The sequence below is a fragment of the Nocardia yamanashiensis genome (assembly GCF_021183565.1).
Lineage (GTDB): Bacteria > Actinomycetota > Actinomycetes > Mycobacteriales > Mycobacteriaceae > Nocardia > Nocardia yamanashiensis.
Map to the genome: position 1 here is coordinate 5,836,074 of NZ_CP089226.1, position 17,720 is coordinate 5,853,793.

Annotated in this window: 7 protein-coding genes; 1 reads left to right on the forward strand and 6 read right to left on the reverse strand. The window is 70.2% G+C overall.

All coding sequences use genetic code 11. The features are described 5' to 3' along the window. Positions 1-14 precede the first annotated feature (14 nt). The 5 genes from LTV02_RS27245 to LTV02_RS27265 are packed head-to-tail and all read right to left on the reverse strand — an operon-like array spanning position 15 to position 15,565. Complete coding sequence (locus tag LTV02_RS27245; RefSeq protein WP_233034684.1) at positions 15-4,979, reverse strand: non-ribosomal peptide synthetase; 4,965 nt, start codon at positions 4,977-4,979, stop codon at positions 15-17. Continuing rightward, positions 4,976-10,180: a non-ribosomal peptide synthetase gene (locus tag LTV02_RS27250; RefSeq protein ID WP_233034685.1), complete on the reverse strand. Its 5,205-nt coding sequence runs from the start codon at positions 10,178-10,180 to the stop codon at positions 4,976-4,978. The genes LTV02_RS27245 and LTV02_RS27250 overlap by 4 nt, the downstream gene beginning before the upstream one ends. 18 nt (positions 10,181-10,198) lie before the next feature. Continuing rightward, entirely contained in the window at positions 10,199-13,513 is a 3,315-nt protein-coding gene (locus tag LTV02_RS27255; protein ID WP_233034686.1) for an SDR family NAD(P)-dependent oxidoreductase, read from the reverse strand. Further along, on the reverse strand, positions 13,506-14,780 hold the full coding sequence (locus tag LTV02_RS27260; RefSeq protein ID WP_269821650.1) for a beta-ketoacyl [acyl carrier protein] synthase domain-containing protein: 1,275 nt from the start codon (positions 14,778-14,780) through the stop codon (positions 13,506-13,508). Before LTV02_RS27260 ends, LTV02_RS27255 begins: the two co-directional genes overlap by 8 nt. Positions 14,781-14,809: 29 nt before the next feature. Beyond that, positions 14,810-15,565 carry a thioesterase II family protein gene (locus LTV02_RS27265; protein ID WP_067712098.1) on the reverse strand — a complete coding sequence of 252 codons (756 nt, stop codon included), beginning with the start codon at positions 15,563-15,565 and terminating at the stop codon, positions 14,810-14,812. A 158-nt stretch (positions 15,566-15,723) separates the two neighbouring features. Here LTV02_RS27265 and LTV02_RS27270 point away from each other — a divergent pair, with 158 nt between their 5' ends. Then, positions 15,724-16,380, forward strand: coding sequence for a GNAT family N-acetyltransferase (locus LTV02_RS27270; RefSeq protein WP_233034688.1), 657 nt, complete (start codon positions 15,724-15,726; stop codon positions 16,378-16,380). 4 nt (positions 16,381-16,384) lie between these two features. Here the strand turns inward: LTV02_RS27270 and LTV02_RS27275 are convergent, their stop codons facing one another. Beyond that, positions 16,385-17,671, reverse strand: a complete 1,287-nt coding sequence (locus LTV02_RS27275; RefSeq protein WP_233034689.1) for a SidA/IucD/PvdA family monooxygenase — start codon at positions 17,669-17,671, stop codon at positions 16,385-16,387. Positions 17,672-17,720 lie beyond the last annotated feature (49 nt).

Here is a 17,720-nt window from a genome sequence, read left to right on the forward strand (position 1 = left end):
CGCTCCCCCGGCCGCTACAGAGCGGCGGCCAGGGTGGCGAGGGCCTGCTGCCAGAGTTCGGTGAGGCGAGTGGCCTCGGACTCGGTGAAAAGGGCGGTGCTCCAACGCCAATTGGTGGTGAGCTGGGGGCCGTCCGGGGTGGTGCCGATGCCCGCGATGACGTCGAGGGCGTAGCGCAGGGGCAGGTCCGGTTCGGGGTCCAGGGGCAGGGCGTCGTTGAGGGGGCCCGTCAGCAGGGACACCGAATCCGGGGTTTGGCCGCTGAGGTCCACTCGGCCCAGGTAGTTGAATTCGATCTGGGGTTCCGGGGCCGCGACCAGTTCGGGGGTGCGGGTGATGTAGCGGAGGAGGCCGTAGTCCAGGCCCTGGTTCGGAATGGTGGACACGTGGGTCGTGACCGATTCCAGCAGGGCGTGGGCGGCGGCGGGGTTCGCCTGCGCGGCTTCGATGTCCACGCACCGGTCGCCCGCGCCCAGTCGGACCGGGAAGACGCTGGTGAACCAGCCGAGGGTATTGGTGGTGTCGGTGTCCAGCAGGTCGTCGGCGCGGCCGTGACCCTCCAGGGCGATGAGCGCGCCGGCGGCCGGATCCTGGTCGCGTTCCTTGCGCAAGGCCGCGATGGTCATGGCGAGGGCGGTGAGCAGGAATTCGCGGACGCCCTCCTCGCGGGTGAGGGCCGCGAGCATACGGGCGGTGACATCGACCGGGGTGACAGCCGAGGCCACGCGAAGGGAGGACCAGGTATCGGTGCGCGGGTCCGGGACACGCTGTCCGACAGCGGGATCCGGGGCGGACAGCTGGGCGGTCCAGTAGTCGCGCTGGGCCAGCACCTCCGGTTCGGCGGCGCGGTCCCAGATACGGCGGGACCACTCGCGGTAGGAGGTCGCCTCGGGGAGAGCGGAAGGCTCCGCGCCGGAAGCGATTCGGGTCCACGCCTCGGTGAAAGCGGCCAGCAGCAGGTGCCAGGAGACGACGTCCACCGCCAAGTGATGGATCGTGAGGAGCAGGACCTCACCCTCGCCGCTGCCTTCGCGAGTACCGGTGCCTTCGCCGACCCCGACGCCAGTGCCAACGTTGGTGCTGGTGCCTTCGCCCACGCCAGTGCCGACGTTGGTGCTGGTGCCTTCGCCCACGCCAGTGCCGACGTTGGTGCTGGTGCCTTCGCCGACACCGGTACCGACGTTGGTGCTGGTGCCGGTGAACCAGATGGCGCGCACCATGTCGCCTGTGCGCGGGTCGATTTCATCGTTCGCGGCGCGGGCGGCTCGGTGCACGATCGTGTCGAGGTCGGTGCCGGAATCCGCGGCGATCGTGGTGATCAGGTCGGCGGCGCGGATCGAGCCTGCGGGCTCGGTTACCAGGCGGGGGCCGTCGGCGGTGTCGATGAGCCGCGAGCGCAGGGTGGCGTAGCCGTCCACGACGGATTGCAGTGCCGATTCCAGTTGCGAGAGTTGGATTCCCGCCGGGAGACGCAGGAGTGCGGTCTGGGTGAAGCGGCGGTAGCTGCCGTATTCGTACATCCACGACACCACCGGGAGCGGGAGGATTTCGCCGTAGGCGGCATCGTCGGACTGGGCGGCGACGGGGGCCGCGTCCAGGGCGGCAGCCAGTTCGCGGATGGTCGGAGCCGACAGCACCATGCGCGGGGTGAGCGCGAGACCGCGGCGGCGGGCCTTGTTGACCAGTGAGATCGCCACGATGCTGTCCACGCCCAGGGCGAAGAAGTCGTCGTCGAGGCCGGGGGTGCGGCCGTCGAAGAGTTCGGCCAGGACCGCGCCCAGCTCCTTCTCCGTCGCGGTGCTCGGGGCGGCGCCGGAACCGCTGCCCGCCAAGGCTTCCTCGGCCTGGCGGAGCAGTTCGTGGCCGTCGAGCTTGCCGTTTGAGTTCACCGGCAGTTGCGGGCGGACCAGCAGGCGGGCGGGAATCATGTAGGAGGGCAGGCGATCCGCGAGCGCGAGCCGCAGGCGAGCCGGGTCCAGGGTGCGACCGGCCTCCCCCACCAGGAAGCCGACCAGGCTCGCGCCGCCCGCGCGGCGCACCACGGTGACGGCGGCGGTGTCCACGCCGGGCAATTGCCTTAGCGCGGTTTCGATTTCGCCGATCTCGATGCGGTAGCCGCGCACCTTGACCTGTGCGTCGGCGCGGCCCAGGTAGCCGATGCCGCGATGCGGCAGGCGGCGCACCAGGTCGCCGGTGCGGTACATGCGGCGGCCGGGACGGAACGGGTCGGCGACGAAACGATCGGAAGTCGTTGCGGGACGGCCGATATAGCCGCGCGCCAGCTGCGGTCCGGACAGGTACAGCTCACCGACCACGCCGTGCGGCACCGGCCGCAGCATGGAATCCAGGATGTAGCCGGACATTCCGGCATTCGGGGTGCCGATGGTCGGGGTGTCGAACGCACCGACCGGCGCGACGACGGCCTCCACGGTGGTCTCGGTAGGGCCGTAGCAGTTGTACACAGCCGTTCCGGTCCCCTTTGTGGACAACGCGCGCAGCCGCGCCCACAGCGCGGCGTCGATGGCCTCGCCACCGAGCGCCAGCACCGGCAGCTCACCGTCCACCAGTCCGGCGGCATTGAGCTGCGCGAACATCGAAGGCGTGGTGTCGATCATGTCGATGCCGTGACCGGTCATCCCCGCCACCAGGCGGTGCGCGTCGCGCATCTCCTCGGCATCGAACAGGTGCAGCGTCTGCCCGGCCAGGAAACCGACCATGGGCTGCCAGGAAGCGTCGAAGCTCAGCGACCAGGCGTGCGCGATGCGCAGCGGACGACCCAGTCGCTCCATGGCGGGGCGGTAGACGCGGTCGCGGTGGTCGGCGAAGTAGGCGAGCACGGCGGCATTGGTGCCCGCGACGCCCTTCGGTTCACCGGTGGAACCGGAGGTGAAGATCAGATAAGCGCACTGGTCCGGATGCCGGACCACCTCGGGCGCGATGGCGGTCCGCCGCGAAATACGTTCCGCGACAGCAGGATCGTCGAGCACCAGGGCGGCAGTCGACTCACCGGCGACGAGCTCGTGGGATTCGGTGACCGTGAGGAGCAGCGCCGGCCGTGCCTGGCGCAGAATCGATTCGATGCGCGCCACCGGCAGGGTGATATCCACCGGGACGTAGGCGGCCCCTGCCGCGAACGCGGCCAGCAGGCCGATGATCGACTGCGTGGAGCGCGGCATCACCAGCGCCACCACGGTTTCCGGTCCGACGCCGTGTGAGGCCAGCTCGCCCGCGAGGCGGGCGGCGGCGTCGCGCAGTTCGGCGTAGGTGTACCGCTCGCCCGCACTGGTCTGGAGCGCCACCGCGTCCGGCGTGGCGGCCGCCTGCCGCTCGAATGACTCCCACACCGAACGTTCGGCCGTCTCGAACCGAGTGCCCGGCTCGACTCCGGTTCTCTCGGCACGGCCCCGAACGGCTGCCCCGGCGACGGGTGCCAGGGGCTCACGCACAGCGCCGGCATCCGCGCCGAATGCGACCAGGGGCGCCACAGTCCCCTCGTCTGTGTCACCGGCAGCTGCGGGACGTGAAAGTTCTTCGGCCACGGTCGTTCCGGCGGCAGACGTACCTGCGACAGCGGTCTCCGGCGTGACCGCCGAGGCGATGTCGAGTGCATCGGCGGCGGGGTGGTCCGCAGACGCATGATCGACGGCGGCGCCCAGCTCCGCCCGCTCCGCCTTGGTGAGCACATCCAACTGGTCCGGGCCGGCACCGCCGGCGTCGGGGAGCCGGCGCAGGACTTCTACCAGGCGTTCGGCCAGTGCGGAGGCCGAGATGTACGGCAGCGCTTCGCGAATCGCCTCGACGAGGACGATCAGGTCGCCGTCGCTGAGGTGGGAGACGACGGTGAGGGGGTAGTGGGCGAGCGATTCCATCTCGATGGGACGGAACCGGGCGCCGTCGGGGGCGGTCACCTCTTGAATCGCGTCGTCGATGGGGGCGTTCTCGAAGACGAAGAGGGTGTCGAAGAGGCTGCCGTGGCCGGTGGCGCGCTGGACTTCGGAGAGGCTGAGGTAGCCGATGTCACGCATGGCGGCGCAGTCGCGTTGCAGGCGAGTGCACTGGTCGACGACGCTCACGCCACGATCGAGGTGGTGGGTGACGGGGACGGTGTTGATGAAGAGGCCGACCATGCCTTCGACGCCCGGAAGTCCTTCGGGGCGGCCGGAGACGGTGGTGCCGTAGACGACGTCGCGGCGGTCGGTGAGGCGGCCGAGGACGACGGTCCAGGCGAATTGGACCGCGGTGTTGAGGGTCAGGCCGTTGGCGCGCGACCACTGCTGGAGGCGTTCGGTTTCGGCGGCGGGGAGGACCAGTTTCGTCTTCTCCGGGACCGCGCCGGGGCGAATGGCCGCGCCGTCGGCGAGCACCATGGGGCCGGTCAGGTCGCCGAGGTAGGCGGCCCACTTGGTCAGGGCCGCAGCGCGATCCTGGCCCGCCAGCCAGGCGATGTACTCGCGGTACTTGCGCACCGGCGGGAGGATCGCGGTGGCGCCGCCGGCCTGGTAGACGGCGAGCAGTTCGGTGAAGAACACCGCGACCGCCCAGCCGTCCATGAGGATGTGATGCGCGGTGAGGATGAGGCGGCGGGTGTCGGAGCCGGGGACGTGCAGGATGAGGATGCGCAGGGCCGGGCCGCGGCCGAGATCGAACGGACGCCGCCGTTCCGATTCGGCGATGGCGTCGAATTCGGCCGGGGTGGCGTCCTTTTCGGTCCACGGCAGTTCGGCCTGCTTGGGCACGATCTGCACGGGACGCGGCACGTCCTTGTCCCAGAACGCGGCCTTCAGGTTCGGGTGCCGGTCCAGCATGGCCTGGGCGCTGCGGCGCAGCAGCTCCAGGTTCACCGGGCCGTCGATGTCCACCACGAATTGCATGGTGTACAGGTCGATGCCGTCGCCGGTGAGCCGCGACAGCGAGAACAGCCCCTCCTGCAGCGGGCTGAGCGCGAGGACGTCCTCGATCTGGGGCGGGGCCGCGGTCACTGGGCTGCCCAGGATGCGGTGAGGGCGGCCAGGGCCGCGTCGTCCAGACCGGATGCGCTCATGGGGGCGGATTCCTCCTGCGGGGTCGAATCCGCCTGGGCGGCCACCGGTCCGGCGGCGTCCGCGGCGGCGGCGAGTTCGGTGATGGTCATGTGCTCGAACACCATCTGCGGGGTGACGTTCAGACCGAGCGCGGTGGCGCGGGCCGACCATTGGATGGAGATGACGCTGTCGCCGCCCAGGGCGAAGAAGTTGTCCTCGGCGTCCACGTCGTCGATTTCGAGGAGTTCCTCGAGGATCGCGATGAGCGTGGCAACCGTCTCCGGGTTCGCTTCGGCCGCACCGGTGTTCGCGGCCGCGTCGGCGACCGGGACGGCGAGCAGCCGTTCGAGTTCGGCGGCGGGCAGCACCGTCAGGTCGGCGACCGTGGTGTCGGGCGCGGTGGCGTAGGCGTCGAGGGTGGCGGCCAGCGCGTCGGCGATGCTGCGGACCGTATTCGCCTCGTACAGATCGGCATTGGCGACCACGCGCACATCCAGGCCGCCGTCGCCGGTGACGTTCAGGCTCAGGTTCAGATCCAGGAACGACACGTCGAATTCGACGGGCAGCACCGTGGCGGTGGCGTCGCCGCCCAGGCTCAGCGCGGCCGGGGCCCAGTCCGCGCCGCGGAAGTGCAGCATGGACTGGAACAGCGGATTGCGCGACCGCGAGCGGGCCGGATTGAGCGCCTCCACCAGGCGTTCGATGGGCAGCTCCTGATGGGCGTGCGCGTCGAGCACGACATCGCGGCCGCGCCGGACGGTTTCGCGCAGGGTCGGATTGCCGGAAAGGTCGTTGCGCAGCACCGCCATATTGGCGAACAGGCCGATGAGCGGGGTCACCGCGGCTTCGGTGCGGGCGGCCACCGGGGTGCCGAGCGCGATGTCGGCACCGCCGCCGAGCTTGTGCAGCAGGGTGGCGACGATGGCCTCGTACAGCATGAATTCCGTTGCGCCGCTTTGCTCGGCGAGCGCGGTCAGCCCGGCGCGGCGGACGGCGGGCAGCGAGAACGAGGCCACCTCACCGCGTTTGCCGAGCACGCCCGGGCGCGGCCGGTCGTGCGCGACATTGATCTCGTCGGGCAGCCCGGCCAGCTTGGCGCGCCAGAAGTCGAGTTCGGCCTGACCGTATTCGCTGGGCTTGCCGTTCGCGCCGGTGTCGAAGGCTTCGTGCTGCCAGAGCACATAGTCGGGGTACTGCACGGTCAGCGGCGTCCACTGCGCGGCCTGTCCGGAGACCCGGGCGCGGTAGGCGGTGACCAGGTCTTCCAGGAGGATGCCCAGCGAGGCGTGGTCGGCCACGATGTGATGCACCAGCAGCGACAGCACCCGTTCGTCGTCGCCGAGCACCAGCAGGCGGGCGCGCAGCAGCGGTTCGGATTCGACGGTGAAGTGGTAGCCGGCGATGTCGGCCAGGGCGGCGTCCAGCCCGTCCGCCGGAATCTCGGCGATCTCGAACGGGATGTCCACGGTGGCCTGAACCACCTGGTACGGCACGCCTTCGCGTTCGACGAAGGTGGTGCGCAGGGCTTCGTGCCGGTCCACCACGTCGCCCAGGGCGGCGGTCAGCGCGTCGGTGTCCACGGCACCGTCCAGGCGCACCGCGAACGGCAGGTTGCCGACGGCGCTCGCGCCTTCCATGCGGTACTGGAACCACATGGCCAGCTGCGAGTAGGACAGCGGAAGGTATTCGCGGCGCGCCTTTTCCGTCAGCTGCGGCCGGCCGGGAGCGGAGCTGGTGACGGAATCGACTGCTACCAGGTCGATTTCGGCGTCGTCGTCGAAATCGTCGTCCATGGCGTCCAGGTCGATCTCGAACTCGGTGCGGAAACGCTCCACCAGGATCTCGGCCAGTCCGGCCGCGGTCGGGGCGTCGAAGATGACGCGGACGTCGAGTTCCAGGCCGAATTCGGCGCGGATCTGCGCGACCAGGCGGGCCGCCAGCAGCGAATGCCCGCCGAGCTCGAAGAAGGAGTCCTCCGCGCCGACCTGCTCGATGCCGAACAGCGCGCCGAAGATGGCGCACAGGCGGCGTTCGGTGGCGGTGGCGGGCGCGCGATGGGTGCGCTCCACGGCCGGGGTGGCGGCGGGCAGAGCCCGCTTGTCCAGCTTGCCGTTGACGGTCAGCGGGATCTCGTCGATGACGGCGAAAGCGCTGGGCACCATGTATTCCGGCAGCGCGCCGCCGGCGTGCGCGCGGACCTGCTCCAGGTCGATCCGCTGACCGGCGGCCGGAACCAGGTAGGCGGCCAGCTGCGGGCCGACGGCCGGATCCTCGACCACCACGACCACGCAGTGCGCGACCGACGGATGCGAGGCCAGCGCGGCTTCGACCTCACCGAGCTCGATGCGGAAACCGCGCACCTTGACCTGCTCGTCGGCGCGGCCCACGAAGTCGAGTTCGCCGAATTCGTTGCGGCGGGCAAGATCTCCGGTGCGGTACAGGCGCGCGCCGGGCGTGAACGGGTCGGCGACGAAACGGCTCGCGGACAGGTCCGCGCGGCCCAGGTAGCCGCGCGCCAATTGCGCACCACCCAAATAGATTTCGCCGACCACACCGGCGGGCACCAGGTTCAGCGCCCGGTCCAGCACGTAGGCGTGCACGTTCTGGTTGGGGATGCCGATCGGCACGATGCCATTGCCCTGCGGGCCTTCCACCGGCATGTGGGTGGCGCAGACGACCGCCTCGGTGGGGCCGTAATGGTTGCGCAGTTCGGCGTCGAAGACCCCGGCGAACTTGTCGGCCACCTCGCCGGGCAGCGCTTCACCGCCGACCGGGACCTGGGTCAGGGCGCGCCATTCGCTCACCTCGGGCAGCAGCAGAAAGGTGCTCAGCATGGACGGCACCATGTGCAGCACCGTCACGCCCCGGCGGGTGATGAGGTCGGCGACGTAGCGTATGTCGCGGAACGCCTCCGGCTTGGGCACGATCAGGCGCGCGCCCAGGGCCAGGGTGACGAAGATGTCGAGCAGGGAGGCGTCGAAGCTCACCGAAGACGACTGCAGCAGGCGGTCTTCCGAGGTCATGCCCCATTCGGCGGTGAAGCTGACCACATGCTCGGCAATGGCGGCGTGCGCGACCGGGACGCCCTTGGGCTTGCCGGTGGAGCCCGAGGTGTAGATGACGTAGGCCAGATTGTCCGGGCGCAGCGGGCGGCGGCGATCGGTGTCGTCGGGCGCGGTGTCCGGCAGGTCGGCGGCGGCGGATTCGGCGGCATCGAATTCGACGCGGCCCAGCACCAGGCGGGGGCGAGCGTCCTCGATCAGGTAGTCGATGCGGTCGTCCGGGTAGGCCGGGTCGATCGGCAGGTAGGCCGCGCCCGCCTTCAGCACCGCATAGACGGCCACCAGGAATTCGATGGAGGTCGTCATGCGCAGGCCGACGATGTCCTCCGCGCCGATGCCCTCGCGAATCAGCCAGTGCGCCAAGCGGTTCACGCGGTCGTCGAACTGGGCGTAGGTGAGTTCCTCGGTGTCGGAGACCAGGGCGAGCGCGTCCGGATTCGCTTCCACCTGGCGTTCGAACAGCTCGACCATGGTGGTGGGGGCGATCTCGGCGTGTGCGCCGCGCGACTGGGCCAGGATCTCCTCGCGGTCGTCCGCGCCGAGCATGTCCAGATCGGCGATGCGGGCGGCCGGTGCGGTCAGGGCGCTGTCCAGCAGCCGGATGTAGTGCGCGAGCAGGCGATCCACCAGCGGGCCGGCCAGGGCGTCGACCTGGTATTCGGCTTCCAGCAGCGCGCCGTGCGCGGACTCGGTGACCACGGCCAGCGCGAGGGGGACCTGGGCGGTGGGCGCGCCGAGTTCGTCCAGCTGGGTGGAGGTGATGCCGTTCAGGGCGAAACCGTCGGCGCTCTTGCGCACGCTGAAGCCCAGGCGGACCAGCTGATCCATGCCGTCGCGGCCCGCCACGCGCTCCGGATTGGCTTCGCGCACCACGCGATCGATGCCGACGGCCTGGTGTGCGAAACCGTCGAGGCAGGTCCGCTTGGTGGATTCGACCAAGCCCGTGAAGGTTTCGCCGTCGCGGAGGGTTTCGCGCAACAGCAGGGTGTTGCCGAAGTAGCCGATGAGCTGTTCGGCGGCGGCCGAGCGGCGGTTGGTCACCGGGATGGAGACGAGGAAATCGCCCGCGGCGGTGTAGCGCTCGATCAGGGCGGCGAATCCGGCCAGCAGCACCATGAACGGGGAGGCGGCGTGCTCGCGAGCGAAGACGTCGACGCGGGCGAGCAGATCGGCCGGGAGGGCGACGGTGCGGCGGTCGGCCTGCTTGGAGGTGACGGTGGCGGCCGCGCCGGGTAGCTCCAGGGGTTCGGGCAGCGGGCGCAGGTTGGCGCGCCAGTAGTCGATGTCCGCCTGATCGTCGTCGGCGGGGGCGTCGAGGACCTCGACATCCACGAACTGCGCGGGCGGCAGCGGCTTCCCGGCGCCGTTGTAGGCGGCGTTGAGTTCGGTGAAGAACACGCCCCAGGCGTCGTCGTCCCAGCAGATGTGATGCACGGCCAGCAGCAGCACGTGCTCATCGGCGGCGGTGCGCGCCAAGGTGATCCGCAGCGGCAGGTCGGCGGCGAGATCGAAGGAGCGCCCGAACTCGCGGCGGGCCAGCACCTCCACACGCACGCCACGGCTCGCCTCGGGCAGGTCGGTCAGATCATGGAACTGCCACGGCACCGTGATGTCATCGGCGAACACCTGGAACGGTTCGCCCTGCTCGTCCACGCCGTAGGTGGTGCGCAGAATGTCGTGCCGGGAGAACACCGAGGCCACCGCATCACGCAGGCGCTGCTCGTCCAGCGCACCCGAAAGCCGGTACGCCACACAGATGTTCAGCGTGGTGTCTTCCGGATCGCGGGTCTGCAGGAACCACATCCGGCGCTGCCCGGCCGAGAGCGGGCGGCGCTCCCCCGCGCCGGTTCGACGCACCTGCGCGGCCGGAGCCGCTGCCTCCAGTCCGCTTTCGGCGAGCCGGCGGCGCAGCAGCTCACGACGCCGGTCGGCGAGGGAACCACCCGCCGCGGCGGCGGACGAAGCGCCCGCCACAGCGGTCGTTGTGCCGGACGTCGGCGCGTGCGCGGCCGAAGCCGTACCTGCGGCGTCCGAGGTCGCCTCGGCAACGGCGGAGGTGGAAGTGGTGTCGAGCACGGTGGCTTCGGTGTCTGACATGGAATCTGGCCCCTAGCCCTAGTTGGTGTTCTCAGCCATGAGCAGCACGACATCGTCGAAGGTCGCGCCGCCCAGAATCGCCGCCACCGGGAGATCCCGGTCCAGCGCGGACCGCACTCGCTTGCGGAAGTCCAGGGCCTGGAGGGAATCCAGGCCGAGGGCGACCAGCGGGGTGGAGCGGTCGAGTGCGTCGGTGCCGTCCACGCCCATGACGCGGCCCAGCTCGATCAGCAATTGATCGGGCAGGGAGACATCGGGAGCGGCCAGCGGTGCCGGGGCGGCGACCGGCTGCGGTGCGACGGCGGCCGGTTCGGGTTCCGGTGCGGGCGTGGGTGTTTCCACGACGGCGACCGGGAGGACCGGTTCCGGGACCTCGCGCAGGACGGCATCCAGGCCGAACGTGCCCAGGATGTCGCGCAGGAAAGGCCAATCGGCGGAGATGATCACCGCGTCGGTCGGCTGGCCGGTGAACCCGGCGGCGATGGCCGCTTCCGGGCGCATCGGGTAGACGCCCGCGCCCTCGACGCGCGCCATACCGGCGTCGTCCAGTGGTCCGGCCACGCTCCACAGCCCCCATTCGAGGGAGGTGCAGTCCAGGCCCTCGGCGCGCAGGCGGCGGGCGACGGTGTCGAGCATGCGGTTGGTGACCGCGTACAGGATCTGGCCGCGGCCGCCGAGCGTCGCCGCCATCGAAGAGCACAGCAGCACACGGGCATTCGCGGTGCGCGGGACCGCGGACAGGATGGTCTCCAAGCCGACCACCTTCGACGCGGCGGCGGTGCGCACCATGTCCTCGGTGATGTCGGCCAGTTCCGCGTCGACGTAATTGACCGCCGCGTGAATGATCATGCTGACCGGCCGTCCGACCTGCGCGGCCGCGAACTGCCCGACCGCTTCGGGATCGGTGGCATCGCAGGCGACGACGGCGATCTCGGTCGCGCCAAGCCCGCGCAGACGCGCCAGTTCCGCTGCCGTGGCTGCGGATTCGCCCGACCGGCTGAGCAGCGTGACCCGCCCCGCACCGGAGCGCGCGAAGTGATCGCAGAACAGCAAGCCCAGCTGCCCGGTCCCGCCGATGATCAGCACATGATCGAGATCGGCCGCCGCGCCCGGCTCCGACTCGTCCGCGTGCAACCGCTTCACGAACACCTTGCCGTCGCGCAACGCGACTTCCGGCTCCCCGGCGGTGTGCAGCGCGCCGATGATCCGCACGGCCTGCTCCGCACCCGCACCCGCGGGCAGATCCAGATGGCGCAGCGCCAGCCCGGGACGCTCGATGCCGATACTCCGGAACCCGGCGGCCACCGCACTGTGGAACAGCTGCGGCACAGCATCACCCGGCACCACGGACTCGCCGCCGACGGTCACCAGCCAGCACTCGCCACCCGGCCGCAGCCCGGTCAGCGCGGGCAGCCACTGCTTGGCCGCGAAGAACTCCACCAGTTCGTCGATGGTGCCCTCACCGTCGGCCTCGGGCAGCGCGGGCCACACGATGACGGCGGTGTCGAAGCCACTCCCCGCGGCGTCCAGGCCAGATGCGGCGGTCAATGCCACAGCACCGAGATCGCCCGGTGCGGAAGCTCCATTCGCTCCGGACACCGGAACTGCGAGAACGCCGCCCTGCACGACAGCGCCACTGTTCGCGACAGCGCCCGGCGCGTTGGCCCCGTGAGCGGAACCACCGGACGCGGAATCGCTCTGCGCGGCAGAAACAGTCGCGGAATCGCCGCCGGCCACCGCGTCGAGCAGCAGTGCGTTCGCGCCGTGGCGGTCGGCGGCCTTGATCAGTGCGGCGACGAGATCGGTGCTGCGGCCCGTGGGGTCGATGAAGGCGAGGGTGCGCGGGGGCGTCATGGCGCGGCGCTCCCAGGGGACCCAGGCTTCGATCAGACGCTGTGGAGCCGGGACCGGCGGTAGCGGGGCGGTGATGGCCGCGGGGGCGTAACCCGCTGGGGCCCAGAGTTTCTTGTTGTTCTGGATGGTGTGCGGGAAATCGCGCAACGGGAGCGAAGGCGCGGATCCGGTGCGCAGGGCCGACCAGTCGTAGCCGAGGTCGTGGACGGCGACCGTGGCCAGGTTGCGGGTGAAATCGCGGAGGGAGTCGGCGGTGCGGAGGGAGGTGCCGAGGACCTTGAAATCGCGATTGCCGCGGGCCGGATCACGCGGGACGAGGGTGAGGTTTTCCTGGATGGCCAGCTGCAGGACGGGGTGTTCGACGACCTCGATGAGGGTGTCGATGCCGTCGGTCGCGGCGGAGACGATGGCGCGGTCGAAGCGGACCCGGTTGCGCAGGTTCCAGTACCAGTACTGTTCCTGGGTCAGGTCGGGGGTGATGGCGGCGCCGAGAGTCGCACCGTAGCTGGGGATTTCGGTGTCGGTGAAGGTCTCGGTGTCCATTTCGCCGCCGAGGAAGCCTTCGAAGTCGGCGCGCACCTCGGCCACGATGGAGGTGTGGGCGGGGTAGGAGACGCCGATCTCGCGGGCGAACCGGCCACGCGCGGTGGCCATCTCGACCATGTCCTTGATGGTCTGGCGGTCACCGGAGATCGCCATGATGTGCGGGGCGTTCACCACCGACAGCTCGGCCCAGCCGGAGTGGCGGGCCAGCAGCATTTCGCAGTCCTCGCGGTTCATGGCCAGCACCGCCATGGAGTAGCCGCGCGGGGAGATGCGCTGCACCAGGTTGGCGCGATGGGTGACCACCAGGACGGCATCGTGAAGGGACATGACGCCCGAGACCGCACCGGCTGCCAATTCGCCCTGGCTGTGGCCGATGGTGGCGGCGGGGCGCACGCCGGCGGCCTGCCACATGGCGGCTAGGCCGGTCATGTGGAACATCAAGGCGGGCTGGACTTCCCAGACCGTGTCCTCGTATTGGTCTTCGTCGCCGCGCAGGTAGTGCAACGGCTGGGTGTGGCCGAACCGTTCGGCGTGAATGGCCGAGCAGGCGTCCACGGTGTCGCGGTAGGCGGTCGACAGTTCGTAGTACAGCTTGCCCATGCCGGGGCGCTGACTGCCCTGACCGGGGAAGACGAAACCGACGCGGCGCGCGGTGGCCGGGCCGTCGCCGACCACGACGGCCGGATGGGAGTCCCCGGCGGCGACGGCGCGCAGACCGCCCACCAGTTCGTCGCGGGTGGTGACGGTGGCCAGCGCGCGATGGCGGCGGGGGGTGCGGGTGCGGAACAGCATGTCCGACACCCGTTCCGGGGTGACCGCCGGATGCGCCTCCAGGTAGCCGAGAACGGCGGCCGCTTCGGCGCGCAGGCCGTCGGCGGTATCGGAGGACAGCGGGACGGGAATGCTGCCGTCGGGCAGGCGGTGGCTAGACATCGCTCTCCTGAAGGACCGGCATGGCGATGAGGGCGTGGGCATTGGTGCCCGCGACCCCGAACGAGGAGACGGCGGCGTAGCGCACCCCGTCGATCGGCTGCCAGGGTTCGAGTTCGGTGGCCAGGCGCATACTGGTTGCGGCCCAGTCGAATTCGGTGGTCGGTTCGCCGGCGTGCAGGCTCGGCGCGATCCGGCCGTGCGCACCGCACAGCAGGGTCTTGATCAGGCCCAGCATGCCGGCGGCGGCCTGGGCGTGCCCGGCATTGGACTTCACCGAGCCCAGGCGCGGGCCGTGCGTGCGGGCGGCGCCGTAAGTGGCTGCCAGCGCGGTCAATTCGAGCGGATCGCCGACGGCGGTGCCGGTGCCGTGACCTTCGATCAGGCCCACCAGTTCGGCGTCCAGATCGGCGGCGGCCAGGGTGGCGCGGATCAGGCGTTCCTGCGCGGCGGCGCTCGGCACGGCCAGCGGCGCGCCCTTGCCGTTGTGGTTCACCCGCGAGCCCAGCAGGCGGCCGTAGACGCGGTGCCCGAGTTCACGGGCGCGCGATTCCCGTTCCAGCACGACGACTCCCGCGCCTTCGCCCCAGAGGGTGCCGGTGGCGTCGGCGGCGTAGGAGCGGCAGTGCCCGTCGGTGGCGAGGGCGTTGTTCTTGGAGAACTCGTAGAACGCGCCGGGCGAACCCATCACGCAGACGCCGCCCGCCAGCGCCCAGTCGCACTCCCCCGCCCGGATGGCGGCGGCGGCCTGGTGCAGGGCGGTCAGCGAGGACGCGCACGCGGTATCGACGCTGACCGACGGGCCGGTGAGGCCGAGCCCGTGCGAGATGCGACCGGCGACCGCGCCCAGCGCGGAACCGGTAGCCCGGTAGCCGTTGAACTCGTTGACCTCGGCGGCGCGCGGACCGTACTCCATCAGCGAGACGCCCATCCACACGCCGGCGGTATCGCCGTCGAGGGCGCCGGGATTCAGGCCCGCGTGCTCGAGCGCCCGCCACGCCACCCGCATGCCCACCCGCTGCTGCGGATCCATGGCCACGGCTTCGCGCGGAGTGATGCCGAAGAACAGCGGATCGAATTCGGTGGCGCCGGAAAGGAATCCGCCGCGGTCGCGCACCGGGGCCCAGCCTTCCCGCTCACCGAGCGAGAACAATTCGGCCAGCGGCCATTCCCGGTCACGCGGGAAAGGCCCGATCAATTCCCGGGATTCGGCCAGTGCGGCCCAGAATTCCGGCAGGGAGTCGATACCGCCGGGGGCTTCGACGCCCATCCCGACGATCACGATGGGGTCGTCGATGCTCACGCTGCCACGCTCTTCTCCGCGACCAGCAGTTCGGCGATTCCGGCGACATGATCGTTGAGGTAGAAATGCCCGCCCGCGAACAAGGTGACGGTGCTGCCGCCGCTCGTGTGCGCGTCCCAGGCGTACAGATCCTTCGGCGCGACGAATTCGTCCTCGTCACCGCCGAGCACCAGAATCGGGGCGGCCACGGCGATTTCGGCGGCGCAGGAATAGGCGTCGAAGGCGCGGTAGTCGGCCTTCATGACCGGTAGCGCCATGCGCAGCACATCACGGCTGGCCAGGACGTCGGCGCCGGTGCCGTTGAGCGCGCTCATGTGATCGAGCAGCTGCTCGTCCTCGGTGGGATGGCCGGGCAGGTCGGCGATGCGGACCGGGGCGGCGGCCGAAGAGGCGGCCAGCAGGCGCACCGTCATCCCCGCGGCTTCGGCCAGGCGGGTGAATTCGAAGGCGACGATCGCGCCCATGCTGTGCCCGAAAATGGTGAGCGGGGCGCCGGTATCGTGCGCGGAGTTCCGGAAGGCTTCGAATGCTCCGGCCGCGATTTCCGGCAGGGTTTCGGCGGCGGGTTCCTTGGCGCGATCCTGACGGCCGGGGTATTGGAACACCACGGCGTCGAATTCAGCGGCGAGGGTTTTGGCGAAGACCCGGTAGGCGGAAGCGCCCGAACCGGCGTGCGGGAAGATCAGCAACGGCGGATTTTCCGCGGAAACCGGAGTTTGAAATTGCCTGATCCATCCGAGTTCCCGTGGCATTTCCCGTATCTCTCCTACACGCTGCCGACGGCACTTGGCGCCGGTTGATTCACCTTGTCCCCCTGAGCAGTCCAGGAGACCGTATTATCCCGAACTTAGTATAGGCTAGCCTTACCAAGCTGGCTGATCAAGCTGACAACCGAACGGAGCCCGCACCGATGAACCGGACGCCCTACGTCCTCGCGCGCGAACTGACCGACCTGCCCGAGGAGGTCCGGACCGCCCCCGGGCCGGTAGTGCCCGAGTTCACCGCGCCGTTCACCTTGCGCCTGGTAGACGCGGAATCCGCGGACCCCGAGACGATTACCGAGTGGATGCACCGGCCGCACCTGGTGGAAACCTGGGAGCAGACCTGGGATGCGGACCGGCGGCGGCTCGATTGCGCCACCCAGCTGGCCGGAACCTTCTCGCGGCCTTGTGTTCTCGGCTACGACTTCGAGGCCGTGGACCGGGCGGACCTGGGCCGGCGTGATGTCGCTTACATCGAGCTGTACCGGCCCGCCAAGGACGAGATCGCGCGGCTCTATCACGCCGATGCGCGGGATATGGGGTTCCATATCGCCACCGCCGAAACCGAATTGCTGGGTAAGGGCATCATCTCGGGCTGGATCCGGGAGCTGGGCGAGCGGGTGTTCGCGACCGAGGCGGAATGCCGCCGGATGATGTGCGAACCCGATCACCGCAACACTCCGATGCGTAAGGCGCTGGAGAAGAACGGCTGGTTCCATCTGGGCGACTTCGACATTCGGCCGGACCGCAGGATCTCGTTGTACACGCTGCCCCGCGATCCGTCCGATATGCCGGTGCTCCGCTAACGGGTCAGCGCGCGGCGGCCACTCGCTCCCGCGCACCTCCCCTCCGCTGCGACAGTTCGGACCGCAGCACGCGGTCCGAGAGTTCGCCCAGGCAGCTGAGATTCGGGAAACCCGGACCCTGCGCCAGGGCGGCCATGTTCGGGAGATACAGCTTGGCGTCCAGGCCCGAGACGGCCAGGTCGTAGCCGATGGCGTTCTCGATGCGGGACTGCGACAGCGGACCGCCGACCGCGAGCTCCAGCAGATCGGTTGCGGCGGAATCGAACAGATCCAGGAACCACAGCGGCTGGCCGCCGGTGGCGTCGACGACCAGGTCGAAGGTGTGGAGCTGATCGGGGCGCAGGTCGTTGCGCAGGGTGAGGGTGACGCGGTCGCCGCCGGTGTCGGCGACGTTCACGACACGGCCCTGCAGATGGTGAACCCGGTTGTCGCCCAGCAGGCTTTCCTGCACGCGGACCGAGAAGACGCCGCGGTCGGTGCGGCGGATGACGTCGCGGCGCTCGTCCATGCCGAGCGTGGACCACTTGGTGGGGTCGCTGTAGAGGGAGTTCTCGAAGAAGCTCTCGCCGCGGGTGTAGAGGGTGGCCTTCGGGGAGATCACCGAGATGGTGAGCATTTCGTGGCGGACCAGCTCGTCCAGGGCGGAACCGGCGGTCTCGCCGCCGCCGATGACCGCGGCGCGGGAGGCGGCCGGGAGTTTGCGGCGGCCCGCGAGATCCCAGAATTCGGCGATGCTGAGGACGGCGGGATGCGCGGTGAGGGCCCGGTCGCTGCGGCCGGGGCCGGTGATCATGACGGCGTCGCAGTCGATTTCGCTGGTCGCGCCGTCGGCGTCGGCCACCGTGACCAGCCAGCCGTCGGCGGCGGCGGAGATGCCGCGCACGGCGCCGGGGACCAGTTCCATATCGGTCTTGCGGGCGACCCACTGCAGGTATTTGGCCCAGACGTGATGCTGCGGGCTGGGGCGGCCGCGGTCGATCCATTCGGCGTAGGTGCCGTGCTCGACCAGGAAGGCGGTCCAGGAGAAGCCGCGCATGGCTTCGTCGATGGCGCGGTTGTGGCCGCGGGCCCAGGTGGAGTGGTACGGGAAGCCGACGTCCTTCTCCGGGCTGGTGCCCAGGCGGTGCTGGCCGTCGGTCCAGCCGCCGCTGGGGAGCCAGTTGCCGCCCACCGCATGGGGTTCCACCACGATCACCCGCGGGGCGGGGAGGCCGAGCTGGCGCAGCACATGCGATTTGGCCGCTACCGCCAGGGCTTTCGGCCCCGCACCGACCACCAGAAGTGTGTCCACCGGTTCTCCTGCTCTGTCGCGGTTGCCCGCAGTTGACTCGATCGCACAA